12 protein-coding genes and 2 pseudogenes are annotated in these 15,479 nt (G+C 58.2%); 5 read left to right on the top strand and 9 right to left on the bottom strand.

Annotated features, from left to right (window positions below; genetic code table 11):
- Positions 1-568: 568 nt before the first annotated feature.
- The 5 genes from KGB21_RS10020 to KGB21_RS10000 all read right to left on the bottom strand — a co-directional run bounded on the left by KGB21_RS10020 (position 569) and on the right by KGB21_RS10000 (position 6,883).
- Positions 569-1,870 carry an MFS transporter gene (locus KGB21_RS10020; protein ID WP_223505007.1) on the bottom strand — a complete coding sequence of 434 codons (1,302 nt, stop codon included), beginning with the start codon at positions 1,868-1,870 and terminating at the stop codon, positions 569-571.
- Positions 1,871-1,917: 47 nt separating this feature from the next.
- Positions 1,918-3,075: a tricarballylate utilization 4Fe-4S protein TcuB gene (gene tcuB / locus KGB21_RS10015; RefSeq protein ID WP_223505006.1), complete on the bottom strand. Its 1,158-nt coding sequence runs from the start codon at positions 3,073-3,075 to the stop codon at positions 1,918-1,920.
- Positions 3,062-4,516, bottom strand: coding sequence for an FAD-dependent tricarballylate dehydrogenase TcuA (gene tcuA, locus KGB21_RS10010; RefSeq protein ID WP_223505005.1), 1,455 nt, complete (start codon positions 4,514-4,516; stop codon positions 3,062-3,064). Before tcuA ends, tcuB begins: the two co-directional genes overlap by 14 nt.
- A gap of 167 nt (positions 4,517-4,683) precedes the next feature.
- Complete coding sequence (locus tag KGB21_RS10005; RefSeq protein WP_223505082.1) at positions 4,684-5,619, bottom strand: LysR substrate-binding domain-containing protein; 936 nt, start codon at positions 5,617-5,619, stop codon at positions 4,684-4,686.
- 361 nt (positions 5,620-5,980) lie between these two features.
- Positions 5,981-6,883, bottom strand: a complete 903-nt coding sequence (locus tag KGB21_RS10000; protein WP_223505004.1) for a LysR family transcriptional regulator — start codon at positions 6,881-6,883, stop codon at positions 5,981-5,983.
- 121 nt (positions 6,884-7,004) lie between these two features.
- On the opposite strand from KGB21_RS10000, the gene KGB21_RS09995 reads away from it, so the two are divergent.
- Entirely contained in the window at positions 7,005-8,435 is a 1,431-nt protein-coding gene (locus tag KGB21_RS09995) for an aldehyde dehydrogenase family protein (RefSeq protein ID WP_223505003.1), read from the top strand.
- Positions 8,436-8,628: 193 nt separating this feature from the next.
- Positions 8,629-9,843, top strand: coding sequence for an aldose 1-epimerase family protein (locus KGB21_RS09990; RefSeq protein WP_223505002.1), 1,215 nt, complete (start codon positions 8,629-8,631; stop codon positions 9,841-9,843).
- A 15-nt stretch (positions 9,844-9,858) separates the two neighbouring features.
- Here the strand turns inward: KGB21_RS09990 and KGB21_RS09985 are convergent.
- The 4 genes and pseudogenes from KGB21_RS09985 to KGB21_RS09970 form a co-directional block, all read right to left on the bottom strand.
- Positions 9,859-10,008, bottom strand: a pseudogene (locus tag KGB21_RS09985) (magnesium chelatase); the annotation flags it as partial.
- A gap of 76 nt (positions 10,009-10,084) precedes the next feature.
- Positions 10,085-10,420 (bottom strand): annotated as a pseudogene (locus tag KGB21_RS09980) (LysR substrate-binding domain-containing protein); the annotation flags it as partial.
- Positions 10,421-10,648: 228 nt separating this feature from the next.
- Entirely contained in the window at positions 10,649-11,281 is a 633-nt protein-coding gene (yfcF, locus tag KGB21_RS09975; RefSeq protein ID WP_223505001.1) for a glutathione transferase, read from the bottom strand.
- 68 nt (positions 11,282-11,349) lie between these two features.
- Positions 11,350-12,282: a LysR family transcriptional regulator gene (locus KGB21_RS09970; protein ID WP_223505000.1), complete on the bottom strand. Its 933-nt coding sequence runs from the start codon at positions 12,280-12,282 to the stop codon at positions 11,350-11,352.
- Between the two features lie 88 nt (positions 12,283-12,370).
- Between KGB21_RS09970 and KGB21_RS09965 the strand changes: the two genes are divergently transcribed.
- From KGB21_RS09965 to KGB21_RS09955, 3 genes are all read left to right on the top strand, one after another.
- Positions 12,371-12,880 (top strand): SRPBCC domain-containing protein, encoded by a 510-nt coding sequence (locus KGB21_RS09965; protein ID WP_223504999.1) that lies wholly within the window; start codon positions 12,371-12,373, stop codon positions 12,878-12,880.
- A gap of 512 nt (positions 12,881-13,392) precedes the next feature.
- Positions 13,393-14,451: an aromatic ring-hydroxylating oxygenase subunit alpha gene (locus KGB21_RS09960; protein WP_223504998.1), complete on the top strand. Its 1,059-nt coding sequence runs from the start codon at positions 13,393-13,395 to the stop codon at positions 14,449-14,451.
- Between the two features lie 73 nt (positions 14,452-14,524).
- Positions 14,525-15,475, top strand: a complete 951-nt coding sequence (locus KGB21_RS09955; RefSeq protein WP_223504997.1) for a PDR/VanB family oxidoreductase — start codon at positions 14,525-14,527, stop codon at positions 15,473-15,475.
- The last annotated feature ends 4 nt before the right edge of the window (positions 15,476-15,479 follow it).

Here is a 15,479-nt window from a genome sequence, read left to right as displayed (position 1 = left end):
GGGCTTTCTGATTTTCGGCGCGCCGGGAATCTGTGTAGTGGTCATCGTGTGTTGTTCTGTTGGCTGTATTACGGCCCCGGACTCTCAGCGTGGCAGCCTGAAGGTAGGCTCATCAGCGAAACCAGAGCCAGGGACGTGTTTTGTTTCGCGTCCTCCCAGGCCCAATTCTCGGCTGCTCGGCTGAGCAACTTGCACAGGGTTGATGTGCACAACCTAAGTGTCGGAGCATTGGAAAACTATTTTTAACCAATAGCTTGGCATGTCCCCGACAGACTTTAATAGCAGCCGGTCGTGGGCCATACGAATAAGCGCAAGTTAGATCTCGTACTACGATGATGTTAAATCGACCGTCTCTTGCGCTTTTGGAAAAGCCGCATCCCTGCTTCCGGCCCTTGATCGAGTGGAATCGTGGGCCACGTATTGAGAAATCATTCGAAAAATCTGTCTATGCCCATTGAATGGGCTCTTTAGGCCGATTACTGCCCTGACGAAAGACTGTAATCGACCTCATGCCACTCTAATTCGGTTCCCGCCGTGGATTGACGCGTGGTAAGCGGCGATCGAGGAACTAAACGGTTCTGACTGCCAAAGATTTTTGCCGACGATACAGAATCGTCGTCGCCGTGAACCCGCACACCGCCGCGAACATCAGCCAGTAGGCAGGTGATGCCTTGTCACCCGTGGCCTGGACAAGCAGCGTCGAGATTGCCGGGGTAAACCCGCCAAACACCGCGGTGGCCAAACTGAAGGCCAGTGAAAACCCGACTACCCGCACGTTCTGTGGCATGACTTCGGTCAGTGCCGCGACCATGGCGCCGTTGTAAATGCCAAAGAAGAACGAGAAGTACAGCAGAACAGCGAGCAGTCGTTCGAAACTCGCCGCCTCTGCCAGCCAGTGCATGGCGGGATAGGCGGTGAAGATGCACAGCAACGATATCGCCAGCAACAGTGGCCGACGGCCAATGCGGTCGGAGAGGGCGCCGCCGATAGGCAACCAGATAAAGTTGCTGATGCCGACCAGCAGTGTGACTGCCAGACTGTCGGTGGTGCTCAGGTTCAGTACTGTCCTGCCAAACGTCGGTGTGTAGACCGTAATCAGGTAGAACGTGGTGGTGGTCATGGACGCCAGCAAGCCGCCCGCCAGGACGGTGCGCCAGTTGTCACGCATCGAGCGAAAAACTTCGCGAGTGGTTGGGCGATGGCTGCGAGCAGTGAAGGCAGCGGTTTCTTCCAGTGAGCGGCGAATAATGAAAATGAACGGGATGATCACGCAGCCAATGAAGAACGGAATACGCCAGCCCCAATCGGCGATTTCAGCGGCTTGCATCGTGGCATTGATCGTGTAGCCCAACGCGGCCGCGACGACGATCGCCACCTGTTGGCTGGCCGATTGCCAACTGGTGTAGAAACCGGTGTGACCGGGGGTGGAAATTTCCGCCAGATACACGGAAACACCACCCATTTCCGCGCCGGCGGAGAAGCCCTGGAGCAGCCTGCCCAACAACACCAGAATCGGTGCCGCCACGCCGATGGTGGCATAGCCCGGCACCAGGGCGATCAATACGGTACCGGCGGCCATGATCGACAGCGTCACGATCAGCCCCTTGCGACGGCCCACCTTGTCGATGTACGCCCCCAGCACAATGGCGCCTAACGGACGCATCAGGAATCCGGAGCCGAAAACCGCGAAGGTCATCATCAGCGAGGCAAACTCGCTGGTGGCTGGAAAGAAGGTCTGGGAGATGTAGGTCGCATAGAACCCGAACAGAAAGAAGTCGAACTGCTCGAGAAAGTTACCGCTGGTGACCCGCAAAATGGCGCCCAATTTGGACCCCTTGGCTCGGGTTGTTGCCGTTTTTGTTTTCATCATGGCTACCGTTATGCTCACTATTGTTTTTGGAATGAGTGCTTTAGCCGTCAGTCGCTGCCGGCGTTGATCGGGTTGGGTTGACGCTTCTCGATGGCGTGTTTGAGCAGCGCTGCGCTACGGAATATTCCATGGGCGAATTTGCTGTAGGGCATGGTCAAGAAAAACGCCATGACCAGGCCGAGATGAATCGCCAACATCAAGCCCAGGGCGCTGGTTTCACGCAAAGCCAGTAGTGCCAGGCCGCTTGCGCTGACCAGAAACAGAAGCGCGATGAAGCCGCGATCCATGGGTTTTTGGTTCTCATCGCCGTGCGCAGGGTTGCGACGCAGGTTCAGCCAAAGAAGACCCGCCGGGCCGATCAGCAGGCCGATGCCACCGGCAATACCCAACATCACCGGCAAGCTGAAGATCGGATAAGGCGCCGACCACTTCAGCAGATAGTGAAAGAGCGTGGCGACACCGGTGGCGGCGAAGCACAGCATGAAGCCGTAGAAGGTGAGGTGGTGGAATCGACGTCGCCACAAGGTGAATTGATCGTCGGCGTTGTTGCAGCCTTCGCCATGGCCGCCGTCCAGGTATTTGAGCTTCGCGACGTTGGCCGTAGCCTCCAGTGCAGCGGACGTTTTCAGCGGCAGTGGCGCTGCGACCGGTGAAACGTTGTGCCAGAAGCGTCGTACACCCATGGTCAGGGCAAGTACCGCAAAGCCGAACACTGATCCGAACATCAACGCCAGGGTGTTATGCGGGAAAATCCTGTAGAAGTTGCCCCCGGGAATGGCCGTGAACAGGTTGCCCATGAGCATCAGGGTCAGGCATAAAAACAACGCCAGTCCCCCACCGGAGGCCAGTGCCAGGGTCAGTCCGTTGCGCTGATACAACCTGCCCATCACTTGCGGCCAGGCGTATTCGGCGTAAGTATCCAGGCGCACTTTGGCCATGGCTTTGGGTATGTTGACGTCGAATTCGTGTGGCGCGGCGTACTGACAGGCGTGCAGGCACGCGCCGCAGTTATGGCACAAGTTCGCCAGGTAATGGATGTCGGCCTGAGTGAATTCCAAGCGCCGGGTCATCGCCGGAAATACCGCGCAAAAGCCTTCGCAATAACGGCAGGCATTGCAGATGGTCATCTGCCGCTGGACTTCACTTTCATCAAGATTCAACACCGGGATCAACCCGCCCGACGCTTGGGGATCAAACAGTTGCATGTCGAGACTCCGTGTTTGCAGATGAAACGCCAAAGCCCACCGAAGCGGCCGCCTGCACACCGGCGATGCGACCAAACGCGGTACCGATGGCCATGCCGATGCCGGCGGTGTAGCCCTTGCCCAGCACATTGCCGGCCATCATTTCTCCAGCGACGAACAGGTTGGGGCTCGCTTTGCCGTTGAAATGCACGGCAGCGGTTTCGTCGGTGGCGAGGCCGAGGTAGGTGAACGTGACACCCGGTTTAAGCGGGTAGGCGTAGAAAGGTGGTTTCACCAATGGCCGCGCCCAATGGGTTTTGGCGGGCATCAGTCCTTGGGTGTGGCAGTCGTCCAACGCCGTGTGATCGAACGTGCCAACGCGGCAGGCGCTGTTGTAGTCCTCGACCGTCTTGACGAATTTTTCCTGAGGCAGCTTCAACTGGCGGGCAAGGTCTTGCAGGGTATTGGCGGTGGTGCCGGGAAAGACCGGCGGCATGAAGCGGCCGATGGCTTGTTGATCGATGATCGAATAGGCCTGCTGACCGGGTTGTCCGGCCACCAGACGCCCCCAGATCGCATAACGTTTTGGCCAGAAATCCTCACCTTCGTCGTAGAAGCGTTCGCCATCACGATTGACCACCACACCCAGCGATACGCAGTCGATTCGGGTGCAGATGCCGCCGTCGTAGAGTGGCGCACGGGCATCAATCGCGACCATGTGTGCTTGCGTCGGATCGCCGATCACATCTGCGCCAAGGTCGAGCATGCGCCGTAGCAAAATGCCGGTGTTGAATCGGGTGCCCCGGATCAGGAAATTGTCCGATGGCCATTCACCGCGTTCGTTCTGACCCCAGGCTTCGCGCAGCCATTCACGGTTGGATTCGAAGCCGCCGGCCGCCAAAACGCAGGCCCGGGCTTCGATGCGCTCGGCGGCGAAACGCTGACCATCGACCTCATGTTCGCCCACATGGGCGGCGACGAATTTCCCCTCATCCAACTCGATGTCGGTCACTTGCGTGTTGTAGCGAACTTTTACACCCAGGCGCTCGGCGCTGCGGAAATACGCATTGACCAGCGCTTTGCCGCCGCCCATAAAAAACGCATTGGTCCGCGCCACATGCAGCGCGCCGGACAGCGGTGGCTGAAAATGCACGCCGTGTGAACGCATCCAGTCGCGGCACGAAGACGATGCCCGAATGGCAATGCGTGCAAGCTTTTCATCCGTGAGGCCACCGGTGACCTTCAATAGGTCTTGCCAGTATTCTTCTTCCGGATAGGCATCGATCAGCACGTCCTGCGGTTCGTCGTGCATGCACCGCAGGTTTCGGGTGTGTTGGGAGTTGCCACCGCGCCAGATTTTCGCAGAGGCTTCCAGCAGCATCACGCTGGCGCCCGCTTCTCGCGCCATCAGAGCGGCGCACAAGGCAGCGTTGCCACCCCCTATGATTAAGACATCGATCATTATCGCTCCTCAATTTGCAAGGAAGCGGGAACGAAGTGCTCCTTGCGAGTGGGGAGAACGATAGGGCGGGGAAGGAGTGGCCGAAAGGCTGCTTTTGACGCGGGGTGTTTAGTTTTTCTAAAGGCCTGGTCGTCAGGAGAGACTTAGTGTCCGGGGTTGAAGGAAGATTACGCTTCTACTCCTTCTATCCACGTAGCTCCAGGCCACTGTTTGTCGACGACCAGCTGTCGCGCCACATCGACGATGACCAACCGCGTTGCCAGAGCCGCAGGAGAGAGTTCGTCGTCAGCCAGCGTCGCCAAAAGATTACGCCGGCCCACATGGGGATCGGCAATCCTGATCAGTGAAAGTCCGGACCCGTCTTTCAATGCAGCGGCGGCCCCGGGTTGTATCGTTGCCGCATGACCGGCCCGAACGGCGTTCATCAAAACAGCGAGACCGTCGACTTCCATAATGACATTGGGTGTTAGCCCGACCCGCTCGAACGCGCTCATCAATGCCGAGCGCAATCCATGTTGTGCGCTGGGCATCACCAACGGCAGGCCGCCGAGGTCGGCTAACTGCACGCTGTCACCAGAAGGCGCTTGAGGCAGGCTGGGCGAGGCAATGACAAACAGCTTTTCATCCAGCAGCGGAGTCACGCTCCAGCGTTTACCCCCTTCGAGCTGGAACAGGATGGCCAGGTCAATTTGCCGTGCGTTGAGCTGCCCCGCCAAGTGGCCGGAAAGCATTTCCACCAAATGCAGTTGTATGTCCGGATAACGCGCACGCATTGCGTTGATCAACGGCAACGCGAGCACCGTCGCGGTAGTCGGTGGTAAGCCGACGCTGACATAACCGCTCATTCGCCCGCGATGGGCGGCCATGATTGCGTTTTCCGCCTGGCGTAGCGTCAGTTGGGCATGGTGTAAAAACGCAAATCCGGCGCTAGTGGGCGTCACGCCGGTGGAGGTTCGATTCAGGAGGCGGGTGCACAGTTCGCTTTCCAGCTTGGAGATTTGCTGACTGAGGGCTGACACACCAACGTCCAATTCAAGTGCCGCACGCCCCAGGCTGCCAAGCTCGATGATTTTTACGAAATAGCGCAGTTGTCTCAATTCCAATGTGGCTGCTCCCCGCGAATTTGTTATTCGAATATCTGAACGTTTGCCACGCAAGTTACGAAGCCCGAAGAGGCAGCATTGTCGCAGGTTTGGGTTGACCGTTGAACGCGTGCGCTTTGTCGAGGACTGGTAAGCAGCTGACCCGAAGCTGTCATCGAGACTGTGGCCACTGATCCTGGATTTCATACCAACGTGGTTTATAGACCAGTACGCGAGTAGACCGGCAGTTTCGAAAGCGCCCTGTGCATGACAACCATAAAATCGGGTCGAATGAACGCTGCAACGGTACTGCCCCCGCAAGCGATGCGGGTGGCGGGTTTTCATGGGGTATTCCATTGGACGATCAAAAAACGGCGAAACATCAAACCACAGCGGGCCGCAACTCTTGCGCCAATTCAATCAGGGCACGCAATCGCGCCGGCACGAAGCGATGGCCCGAGTAGTAGAGCCTCAACCCGCCAAACGACGGGCACCACGGCATCAACACCGGCACCAGGGTGCCGCTTGCCAGTTCTTCCAGGATGAACCACTCCGAAATGAAACCAATGCCAAGGCCCAACAACACGGCCTGTTTGATGGCCAGCAACTCGTTGGAGGCGAAGCTTACCGGCAGATCCATCTGCAGCTTTTGGCCATCGCGTTCCAACTCCCAGTGGTAGAGGCCACCATGGGCCATGCGCATGCCGATGCTCCGGTGGGTGAGTAGATCTCGCGGATGCTCAGGCACGCCGTGGCGTTCGAGGTACTCGGGCGTTGCTACCACGAGCATCCGGATGTCACCTGACAGTGCCACGGCAATCATGTCTTGCGGTACAGACTCTGCCAGGCGAATCCCGGCGTCGAAGCCACTGGCGATGATGTCGACCATGCTTGATTCGCTAACGATGTCGATGCGTACTTCTGGATAGCGTTGAGCGTACTGCTTCAATAGCGGATCGAGCAGCAGGTAGGCCGCGCCATGCGGTGCATTGATGCGCAATGTGCCGCTGGGTTCATCGGGGCCGACGCTAGCTTCTTCGCCGGCACTTTTGATCTGTGCCAACGCAGGTGCGATGCGTGCCACATAGCGTTGCCCGATATCAGTGAGGGCAACGCTGCGCGTGGAACGATTGAACAGGCGCACTTTCAGGCGTGCTTCCAGGCCGGCCACCGCGCTGCTTACGGCGGTAGTGGACATGCCCAACTCCTGTGCTGCGCCGCGAAAACTGCTGCGGCGCGCAACGGCCAGAACCACTTCCAGCTCGGTCATTCCTGTTCTGTGCATGGATTGTCCTGAATACAAGGATGCGTCATAAGCCAAAGGATGGCTTATCGGAATAATGAACCTTTCTTAGACTTCATCACAGAGGCTCGATTCAGGCGAGTCATTTGAGCGAGGAGTCGCCATGCAACGCATTGAACATATCTACATCAACGGCGAGTTCGTCATTCCACACGGCCTGGAATGGTTCGACCTTCATAACCCGAGCACCGAGGAAGTCATCGGTCAGGTTCGGCTGGGCGATGCACTGGACGCACAGCGTGCGATTGCAGCCGCGAAGGTTGCGTTCCCGGCGTGGGCTCGCACTAGCCGAGAGGAGCGCATTGCGGCACTGCAACGCATGCACCGGGCCATGGCGGCAAGGGAGGAGGAGCTGCTGGAAGCCATTCTCGTGGAATACGGCGCGCCTGCGGTTCGCGGGCGCTGGATGGCGACTTATCCGGTCGATGTGATTGCGCAAGCAATCGATGCACTGGAGGCGTTCGAATTCGAGGAACAGGTCGGCATGGCCAGGGTCATTCTGACGCCCGTAGGCGTGACTGGTCTGATCACGCCCTGGAACAGCAATGCGGGCTTCATCTGCAACAAGCTGGCCACCGCGCTGGCGACAGGCTGCACCGCCGTCATCAAGCCCAGCGAGATGAGCGCGTTGCAGACGCAGGTCGTGGTCAGGGCGTTGCACGAGGCGGGTCTGCCACCGGGTGTATTCAATGTCGTCAACGGACGGGGCGAGGTGGTTGGCGAGGAGATCGCCCGTCATCCCGACGTTGCCAAGATCTCGTTCACGGGTTCGTCCGCTGTCGGTCAGCATCTGGTAAGAACCGGTGCCGACACGATGAAGCGCGTGACGCTCGAACTGGGCGGCAAGTCGCCCACCGTGGTGCTTGAGGATGCTGATTTCCAGGCGGTCATGCCGTTGGTGCTGCAGGCCGGATTTCTCAACAGCGGCCAGGCTTGCATCGCGGGCACTCGTATCCTCGTACCGCGCAGCCGGCTGGCAGAGTTCGAGCGGATTGCGAAGGAGGGGGTATCACGGATTCAATCGGGCGATCCACGCAACGCCGACACCGATATCGGCCCGATGGTGAGCCTGAAACAATGGGAACGGGTGCAGCGCGATATCCGTATCGGCCAGGAGGAGGGCGCGAGGCTGCTGGCGGGTGGCGAAGGTCGTCCGGAAGGCTTGCACGCCGGATGGTTCGTGAAGCCCACGATCTTCACGGATGCCAACAACCGGATGCGCATCGCGCGTGAGGAAATTTTCGGCCCCGTGCTGACGATCATTCCCTACGAGGATGATGCCGATGCGATCAGCATTGCCAACGATACGGACTACGGGCTGAGCGCCCTGGTGCTGGGAAAAAGCGCCGAACGTTGTATGAACGTCGCTCGTCAGATCGATTCCGGACGCGTGCTCATCAACACCCTGGCCCACGAACCGCGTGCCCCCTTTGGTGGATTCAAGCATTCAGGTCTTGGGCGCGAAATGGGCAGGTGGGGGATGAGCGCGTATCTGGAACCGAAGACGTTGATCAGTTATGCCCCGTTGAAATAGCTGGGTCAGGTTCTGTCTGGGAGCACTGGATGGGAAATGGCAGCCAACGACAGCTACCCCGATGGCATCGACTCTATTTTTGATTTGTCCCAAATCTTTCTTGGCATTTACCTGCGTTGTTCGGCTTTTTTAGCTTGCTGAAACGTTTCATCGAGTTTATAAAAATCGCACAACTCCAAGAAAGGCTGTTGCCATGACCCCGCTCAAACTCTTTGTGACTCTCAGCGCACTGTCCGCTGCCTCCCACGCCATGGCCTGGGATTACGTTCTGCTCGACACCGACAAAGCCGCCCAGAACTGGCAGGTCACCAGCCAGCAACTCGGCATAAAAACCGACAAACCCTTCAGCGTTGCCCTGCGCACTTTGCACGGCGGTCGGCAGGAGGGGGTCAGCATCGTCGACATCGATAACGGCACGATGAAACTCTCGGTAGTGCCGACTCGCGGAATGAACGTCTTGCAGGCCTCGGTCGGCAATGTGCGCATGGGCTGGGATTCGCCGGTCAAGGAAGTGGTCAATCCGTCCTTCATCGAACTCAATGGCCGCGGTGGTCTGGGTTGGTTGGAAGGTTTCAATGAACTGGTCACCCGCTGCGGATACGAATGGGTCGGCCACCCCGGCGTCGACAACGGCGAACTGCTGACCCTGCACGGTCGGGCCGCCAACATTCCTGCGAACAAAGTCACCCTGCACATCGATGAAAAACCACCGTACGCCATCACCCTGCGCGGCGAACTGAAAGAGCAGGCATTCAAGAAGGTCGACTTCTCCGTCGCGACCGAACTGGTCACCGAACCCGGCAGCGTAGAGTTCGCCCTAAACGATACCCTGACCAACAACGGCGACTATCCGAAGGAATACCAGGCGCTGTATCACAGTAACTTCAGTACCCCGTTCTTGGAGGAGGGCGCTCGTTTCGCCGCGCCGGTGAAACAGGTGTCGCCGTTCAACGACAAGGCCAGGGGCGATCTGCCCGACTGGCAAACCTACCGCGCACCGACCAGGGACTACGACGAAACGGTTTACAACGTGGTGCCGTACGCCGATGCCAAGGGCGATACGTTGACCGTGTTGCATAACAAGGCCGGCAGCCTGGGCGTTTCGGTCGGCTTCAATACCCAGACACTGCCTGTGTTTTCCCTGTGGAAAAACACCGATACCCAAGGTCAGGGCTATGTCACGGGGCTGGAGCCGGGGACAAGTTTTTCCTACAACCGCCGTTATCAGCGACCACTGAACCTGGTACCGACAATTGGGCCACAGGAACACAAGCAGTTCCGCATCAGCTACAGCTTGTTGGCGGATAAGGCGGCGGTGGATAAGGCCTTGAAGCAGGTGAGCGAGATTCAGGATGGGCGGAAGACTGAGGTGCGGCAGACGCCGTTGGTTGATCTGACCAAGGGGTGACACCGGCTGGAGCATGGTCTGCCGATAGTGCGGCGCCTCGGCAAAAAGTTCGCGTCTGATCCCGTCGGCTTGTTCAAGGTCCGCCAACAGGCGCGCGACCTTGAGCAGTCGATGGGCTGCTCGCAACGACAGTGTTAAACGCTCGCAGACGGATCCCAGCCAACTCGCTTGACGCAAACACCACCACGAGCACCCGCAAGGATCAAGTCACGCCACCGCTTACATCCTGTGGTGTTCCAATGCATTCGATGTTGCCGCTGACCTTCAGGGAAAACTCTTTTCCATCGCGGATGAACGGCCAGTTGGGTTCGGCACGCAGGCAGTTGTGCCGTAGCAGGTCTTCTGGTTCCTGGGGGATGCCGTGGCGCTGCAGATACTCGGGCGATGCCACCACTACCTGGCCGGTGTCGCCGATCCTGCGCGCGGTCAGCGGGCTGTCGGGAAGATAGCCAAAGCGGACTGCGACGTCGGCCTGCCCGCCGAGAATGTCGACCACTTCGTCGCCGAGGGTGAGGTCGACGACGATGTTCGGGTAACGGGCGCTGAATGCTGCAACCAAAGGAACGATGGCCAGCCGTCGGTCAGTCGGCGAACTTGGAGTTTACTCAGAAACGCGATGTCCACTCCGATTACAATCGCCGCCGCTGATCGAAAGCGTTTTTCGATGGGTACCCTTTACCTATTCCCGAAGCTGCCTGCGTTACATCCGGCCATCGAGAATGGGTCCCAGGCCTGGTTTCTGAAACGAGCCCGAAACCCTCTCTCTAAAAATAAGCCGCTCTCCATAAAATGATACGTGTGCCGACTACAGCGGAGGACGTTGCAATTTGACCCACTCCTGTACGGTTGGTCGTTGCCATTGGCGCTGCGCGTACTCCACCAGCGCGGGTGGTACGAAGTCACCATTGAATATCAGCCGGTTGAGCATCAAGGCCAGATCCACATCGGCGATCGACCATTGGCCGAACAGGTACTCGGGGCTGTCGGCCAGTAGCGTTAGTGCGGCACCGAACAGCTTGTGCGCTGCCGACTCGGCAGTTGGCGACAAGGGGTTTGATTTGAGTCCATAAAACACAACCAATGTGGATCGTTCCTGCCGAATGGGCAGCAGGTCACTTCGCACCCATGCCTGGACTTGTCGTGCCTTTGCATGCTGCATCAGGTCTCGTGGGTAAACCGGCGCCTGGGGGAAAACGTCTTCCAGGTACTCAGTGATCGCCGACGATTCTGATAAGGCGAAGTCGCCGTGCACAAGCGTGGGTACCCGCTGGGTCTGCGAGAGGCTGGCATAGACCTCTGACTGGTTTTCGGATGCGTCGAGGTCTAGCGGGATCATTTCAAATTCGATGCCCTTTTCGCGCAGTACCACGAAAGCCGACATGGCATAGGGGCTGGAAAATTGAGAGTCAACGTACAAGCGCAGGCGGGAACTATTCACCGGGTCATCTCCTTATGCAGAAGGAGGCACGCTACGAGATCCACAGCGATAAATAAAATTCATGATTTTCATGGGCGTATTCCTGACCGGAATACGCCGCCCGTCCGAACGGTTTCAACCATGAGCGAACGCACCCAGCGATGAGCAGCATCACGATGCGTCCGTTCGTGCCAGGTCAAGGTTTTCCTGAATCCTGGTATTTCCACAGGCGGCTCCAGCGTCGTCAGCCCAACGTTGTGTATGGCCAATCGGCGCGGGACGACAGCAATCAGATCGCTGTACAACAAAATCTCAGGGAGTACCAGAAAGCTGCTCACCGATACCGTGACCCGCCGTAATCTCCCAAGCTTTTCCAGTGCCTCATCCGTCACCCCGTGAAACCCGCCTCCGGAGGGCGAGACTAAAGCGTGATCCAATGCGCAGAATCGATCCAGTGAAAGGGTGTTATCCAGGGCATCTGGATGATCAGCACGCATCACGCACACATAGCTTTCATCAAAAAGTGCTATCGAATGCAGTCCTGGTGTTATGGCTTCAGGGGTAACCAACGCGAGGTCGATTTCACCTCGATCCAGCTGACTCTGAAGTTCTTGATGGTCGACGGGTTGGACGCTAACGCGAATGTTTGGCGCTTTCTTCCTTAAGGCGCTCAGGAAGGGCACGACTACGGCGCGCAGTGCATAGTCGGTCGAAGCAATTCTGATCGTCATGCTTGCCGTCAGCGGATCAAAGTTTTGCGGTTGAAGCATGCCTTCTATATCGGCCAGCAATTGCTTGACCGGCGTTGCAAGTTGTTCGGCGCGCAAGGTCGGCACGATACCCCGCTGGGCGCGCACGAAAAGAGGATCATCGAAGCTTTCTCGGAGCCTGTTGAGCATGCCGCTCACGGCAGGTTGCGTGAGCGACAGGCGATCCGCGGCTCGCGTCACACTGCGCTCATCAAGCAATGCATCCAGTGCCTTGAGCAGGTTGAGATCGAGTTTTCGGATATCAGGATTCATGATGCTCTAGATAAAATATGGCGATTGGTCTTATTTCAAGCCTACACCCATCATGGCGCCAACCCATCAATCGAGCGTTGAATTTTCCATGAACGAGATCATTTGGCCCCAAGGCTACCTGCCAGGGTTTACCGAAAACTTTGTCTCTAACGAAGTCATTATCGCGGGTTTGAGTGCAGCGCAGATCTGGCCGCTGCTGAGTCAGGCGCACAAGTGGCCCACGTACTACGCCAACTCGGCAAACATTCAATTTCATGATTACAGCGGGCCGGATCTGCAAGACGGCGTGTGTTTTTACTTCGAAACCTTCGGCTTTCCGGTCGAGGCCCGATGCAATGAGTACGTGCCTCCAACCCCCACCTCCCCGGGCCGAATTGCATGGCATGGATGGGCGGGTGAGGCTGATACGCGGCTGGATGTTCACCATGCCTGGCTGATTGAAGATCTATCCGGAGGACGCGTTCGCATCCTCACTCAGGAAACACAAAAGGGTAAGCCTGCTGAGGATCTGGCCAAGGCCAAGCCCAATCCGATGATCAACGGCCACCAGGACTGGCTGGACGGCTTGGTGAGTGCAGCACGCTTGGCATCTCGGTAATCAGATCTCCGTATGATTTCTCCCTTATCGGACCGGGAGCAGGCGCGCAGATTGTCCGCCATTCACCGCAGGCAGCTGGTGCTACACGCCGCAGCGCTCACGCCTGCACCTTTGCCCTGCGCCTGCGCGTCATCCAGGGCAGCGCTGCGATCGGGGTCACGGCACCGATTCCCTGTCGCTGATTCGCTGCGCCCAAAGGTTTCCGCCGGCGGCCACTATCACTCTTCTCAGTGTTTCGGGCTGACTTAATCCGTAGTTTTGCTCGTCAGGCTTGACCTCGACAGTTCGTCAGTAAGCTACTAATTATCGAGGCAGGCGCTGAAGCGGCTCGCTTTAAAAGTTTTATCGAGTTAGTCAGGACTGACTATGCATGCATCAGGTGTTCAAAATGTTGGAGTCACTGTTTAGGCTTTAATGGATCCATTAATCTTATTATTTCGGAGAAAACTTGACTTGTATTGGGTTGATCCGATTTACTGGATCCATAAAAACAAGCCTGTCCGGAGAATCCTATGTATCCGAAAAACACCTGGTATGTCGCCTGCACCCCTGACGAGATTGCTTCCAAGCCACTGGGGCGGCAGATATGCGGTGAGAAAATCGTTTTCTATCGTGGACAAGAAGGGCGCGTTGCCGCCGTCGAAGATTTTTGCCCACACCGCGGTGCCCCCCTTTCACTGGGTTATGTTGAAAACGGCAACCTGGTCTGCGGCTACCACGGCCTGGTCATGGGCTGTGACGGCAAGACCGTCGAAATGCCCGGTCAGCGCGTACGGGGCTTTCCGTGCAACAAGACTTACGCCGTTGAAGAGCGTTACGGTTTCATCTGGGTCTGGCCCGGGGAGCAGGACAAGGCTGACCCTGCACTGATCCATCATCTGGAGTGGGCGGTCAGCGATGAGTGGGCGTATGGCGGGGGGCTGTTCCACATCAACTGCGACTATCGATTGATGATCGATAACCTGATGGACCTCACCCACGAAACCTACGTGCACGCCTCGAGCATCGGCCAGAAAGAGATCGATGAAGCGGCGCCGGTCACCACCGTCGAGGGTGACGAGGTGGTCACCGCGCGACACATGGAAAACATCATGGCGCCACCGTTCTGGCGCATGGCCCTGCGTGGCAACAACCTGGCCGACGACGTGCCGGTAGACCGCTGGCAGATCTGCCGCTTCAGTCCGCCCAGCCACGTGTTGATCGAGGTGGGCGTGGCCCACGCTGGCAAGGGCGGTTACGACGCCGAGCCGCAACACAAGGCCGCGAGCATCGTGGTCGACTTCATTACCCCGGAGACCGAAACATCGATCTGGTACTTCTGGGGCATGGCGCGCAATTTCAATCCCCACGACGAAGAACTCACCGCCAGCATCCGCGAGGGCCAGGGCAAGATCTTCAGCGAAGACCTCGACATGCTCGAACAGCAGCAGAAAAACCTGCTGGCCAATCCCGAGCGCAACTTGCTCAAGCTCAATATCGATGCTGGTGGTGTGCAGTCCAGGCGCGTGCTGGAGCGAATCATCGCCCGTGAGCGCGCGCCGGCTGTCGAGCTGATCGCCACGGCAAACTAGCTCGAGCGCTACGCCATCCACTCCCATTGATACTGTTCCCGGCCACTGCGGTGGCCGGTCTTGAAGGTGCGCCATGATTGAAGTCGTCGTGACATCCCGCAACAACGAAGCGTTGGATATTTGCAGCTACGAGTTGGCCTGTGCACAAGGAGGGGAGTTGCCCGGCTTCAGTGCCGGTGCCCATATCGACGTGCACCTGCCCGGCGGGCTGATCCGCCAGTACTCGCTGTGCAATCACCCGCAAGAACGCCATCGTTACCTGATCGGCGTACTCAAGGATGTCGCCTCGCGCGGTGGTTCCCAGAGCCTGCATGAGCAGATCAACAGCGGCGATCGGCTGTTCATCAGTGAGCCGCGCAACCTGTTCCCGCTGGTGGCCGAGGGGCGGCGCAGCCTGTTGTTCGCCGGTGGCATCGGCATCACCCCGATCCTGTGCATGGCCGAGCACCTGGCCCACAATGGAGCCGATTTCGAGCTGCACTACTGCGCTCGTTCCAGTGAGCGCGCAGCGTTTGTCGAGCGACTCAAAGGGGCATCCTTTGCCGATCGCGTGCACCTGCATTTCGATGAAGAGACCGATTCGCGCCTGGATGCCGCCGAGGTCCTGGCCAATCCGCAGCCTGACGTGCACCTGTATGTCTGCGGTCCTTCAGGTTTCATGCAGCATGTGCTCGACAGCGCCAAGGCCCAGGGCTGGAGCGACGAGTACTTGCACCGTGAATACTTCGCCGCGGCGCCGGTGGATACCAGTGCCGACGGGTCGTTCCAGGTCAAGCTGGGCAGCAGCGGGCAGGTGTTCGACATACCGGCCGACAAGACGGTGGTCCAGGTGCTGGAAAGCCACGGCGTCGAGATTGCGCTTTCCTGTGAGCAGGGCATCTGCGGCACGTGCCTGACCCGTGTGCTGGAAGGGGTGCCGGAGCACCGTGACCTGTTCCTCACTGAAGAAGAGCAAGCGGCCAATGACCAGTTCACGCCTTGCTGCTCAAGGGCCAAGTCCAAGCTGTTGGTGCTGGACCTCTGAACCC

This window comes from Pseudomonas sp. GL-RE-29 (assembly GCF_019947275.1).
Taxonomy (GTDB): domain Bacteria; phylum Pseudomonadota; class Gammaproteobacteria; order Pseudomonadales; family Pseudomonadaceae; genus Aquipseudomonas; species Aquipseudomonas fluorescens_A.
Note: the sequence above shows the minus strand (reverse complement) of the source record. Positions and strands in the feature narration are given on the sequence as shown.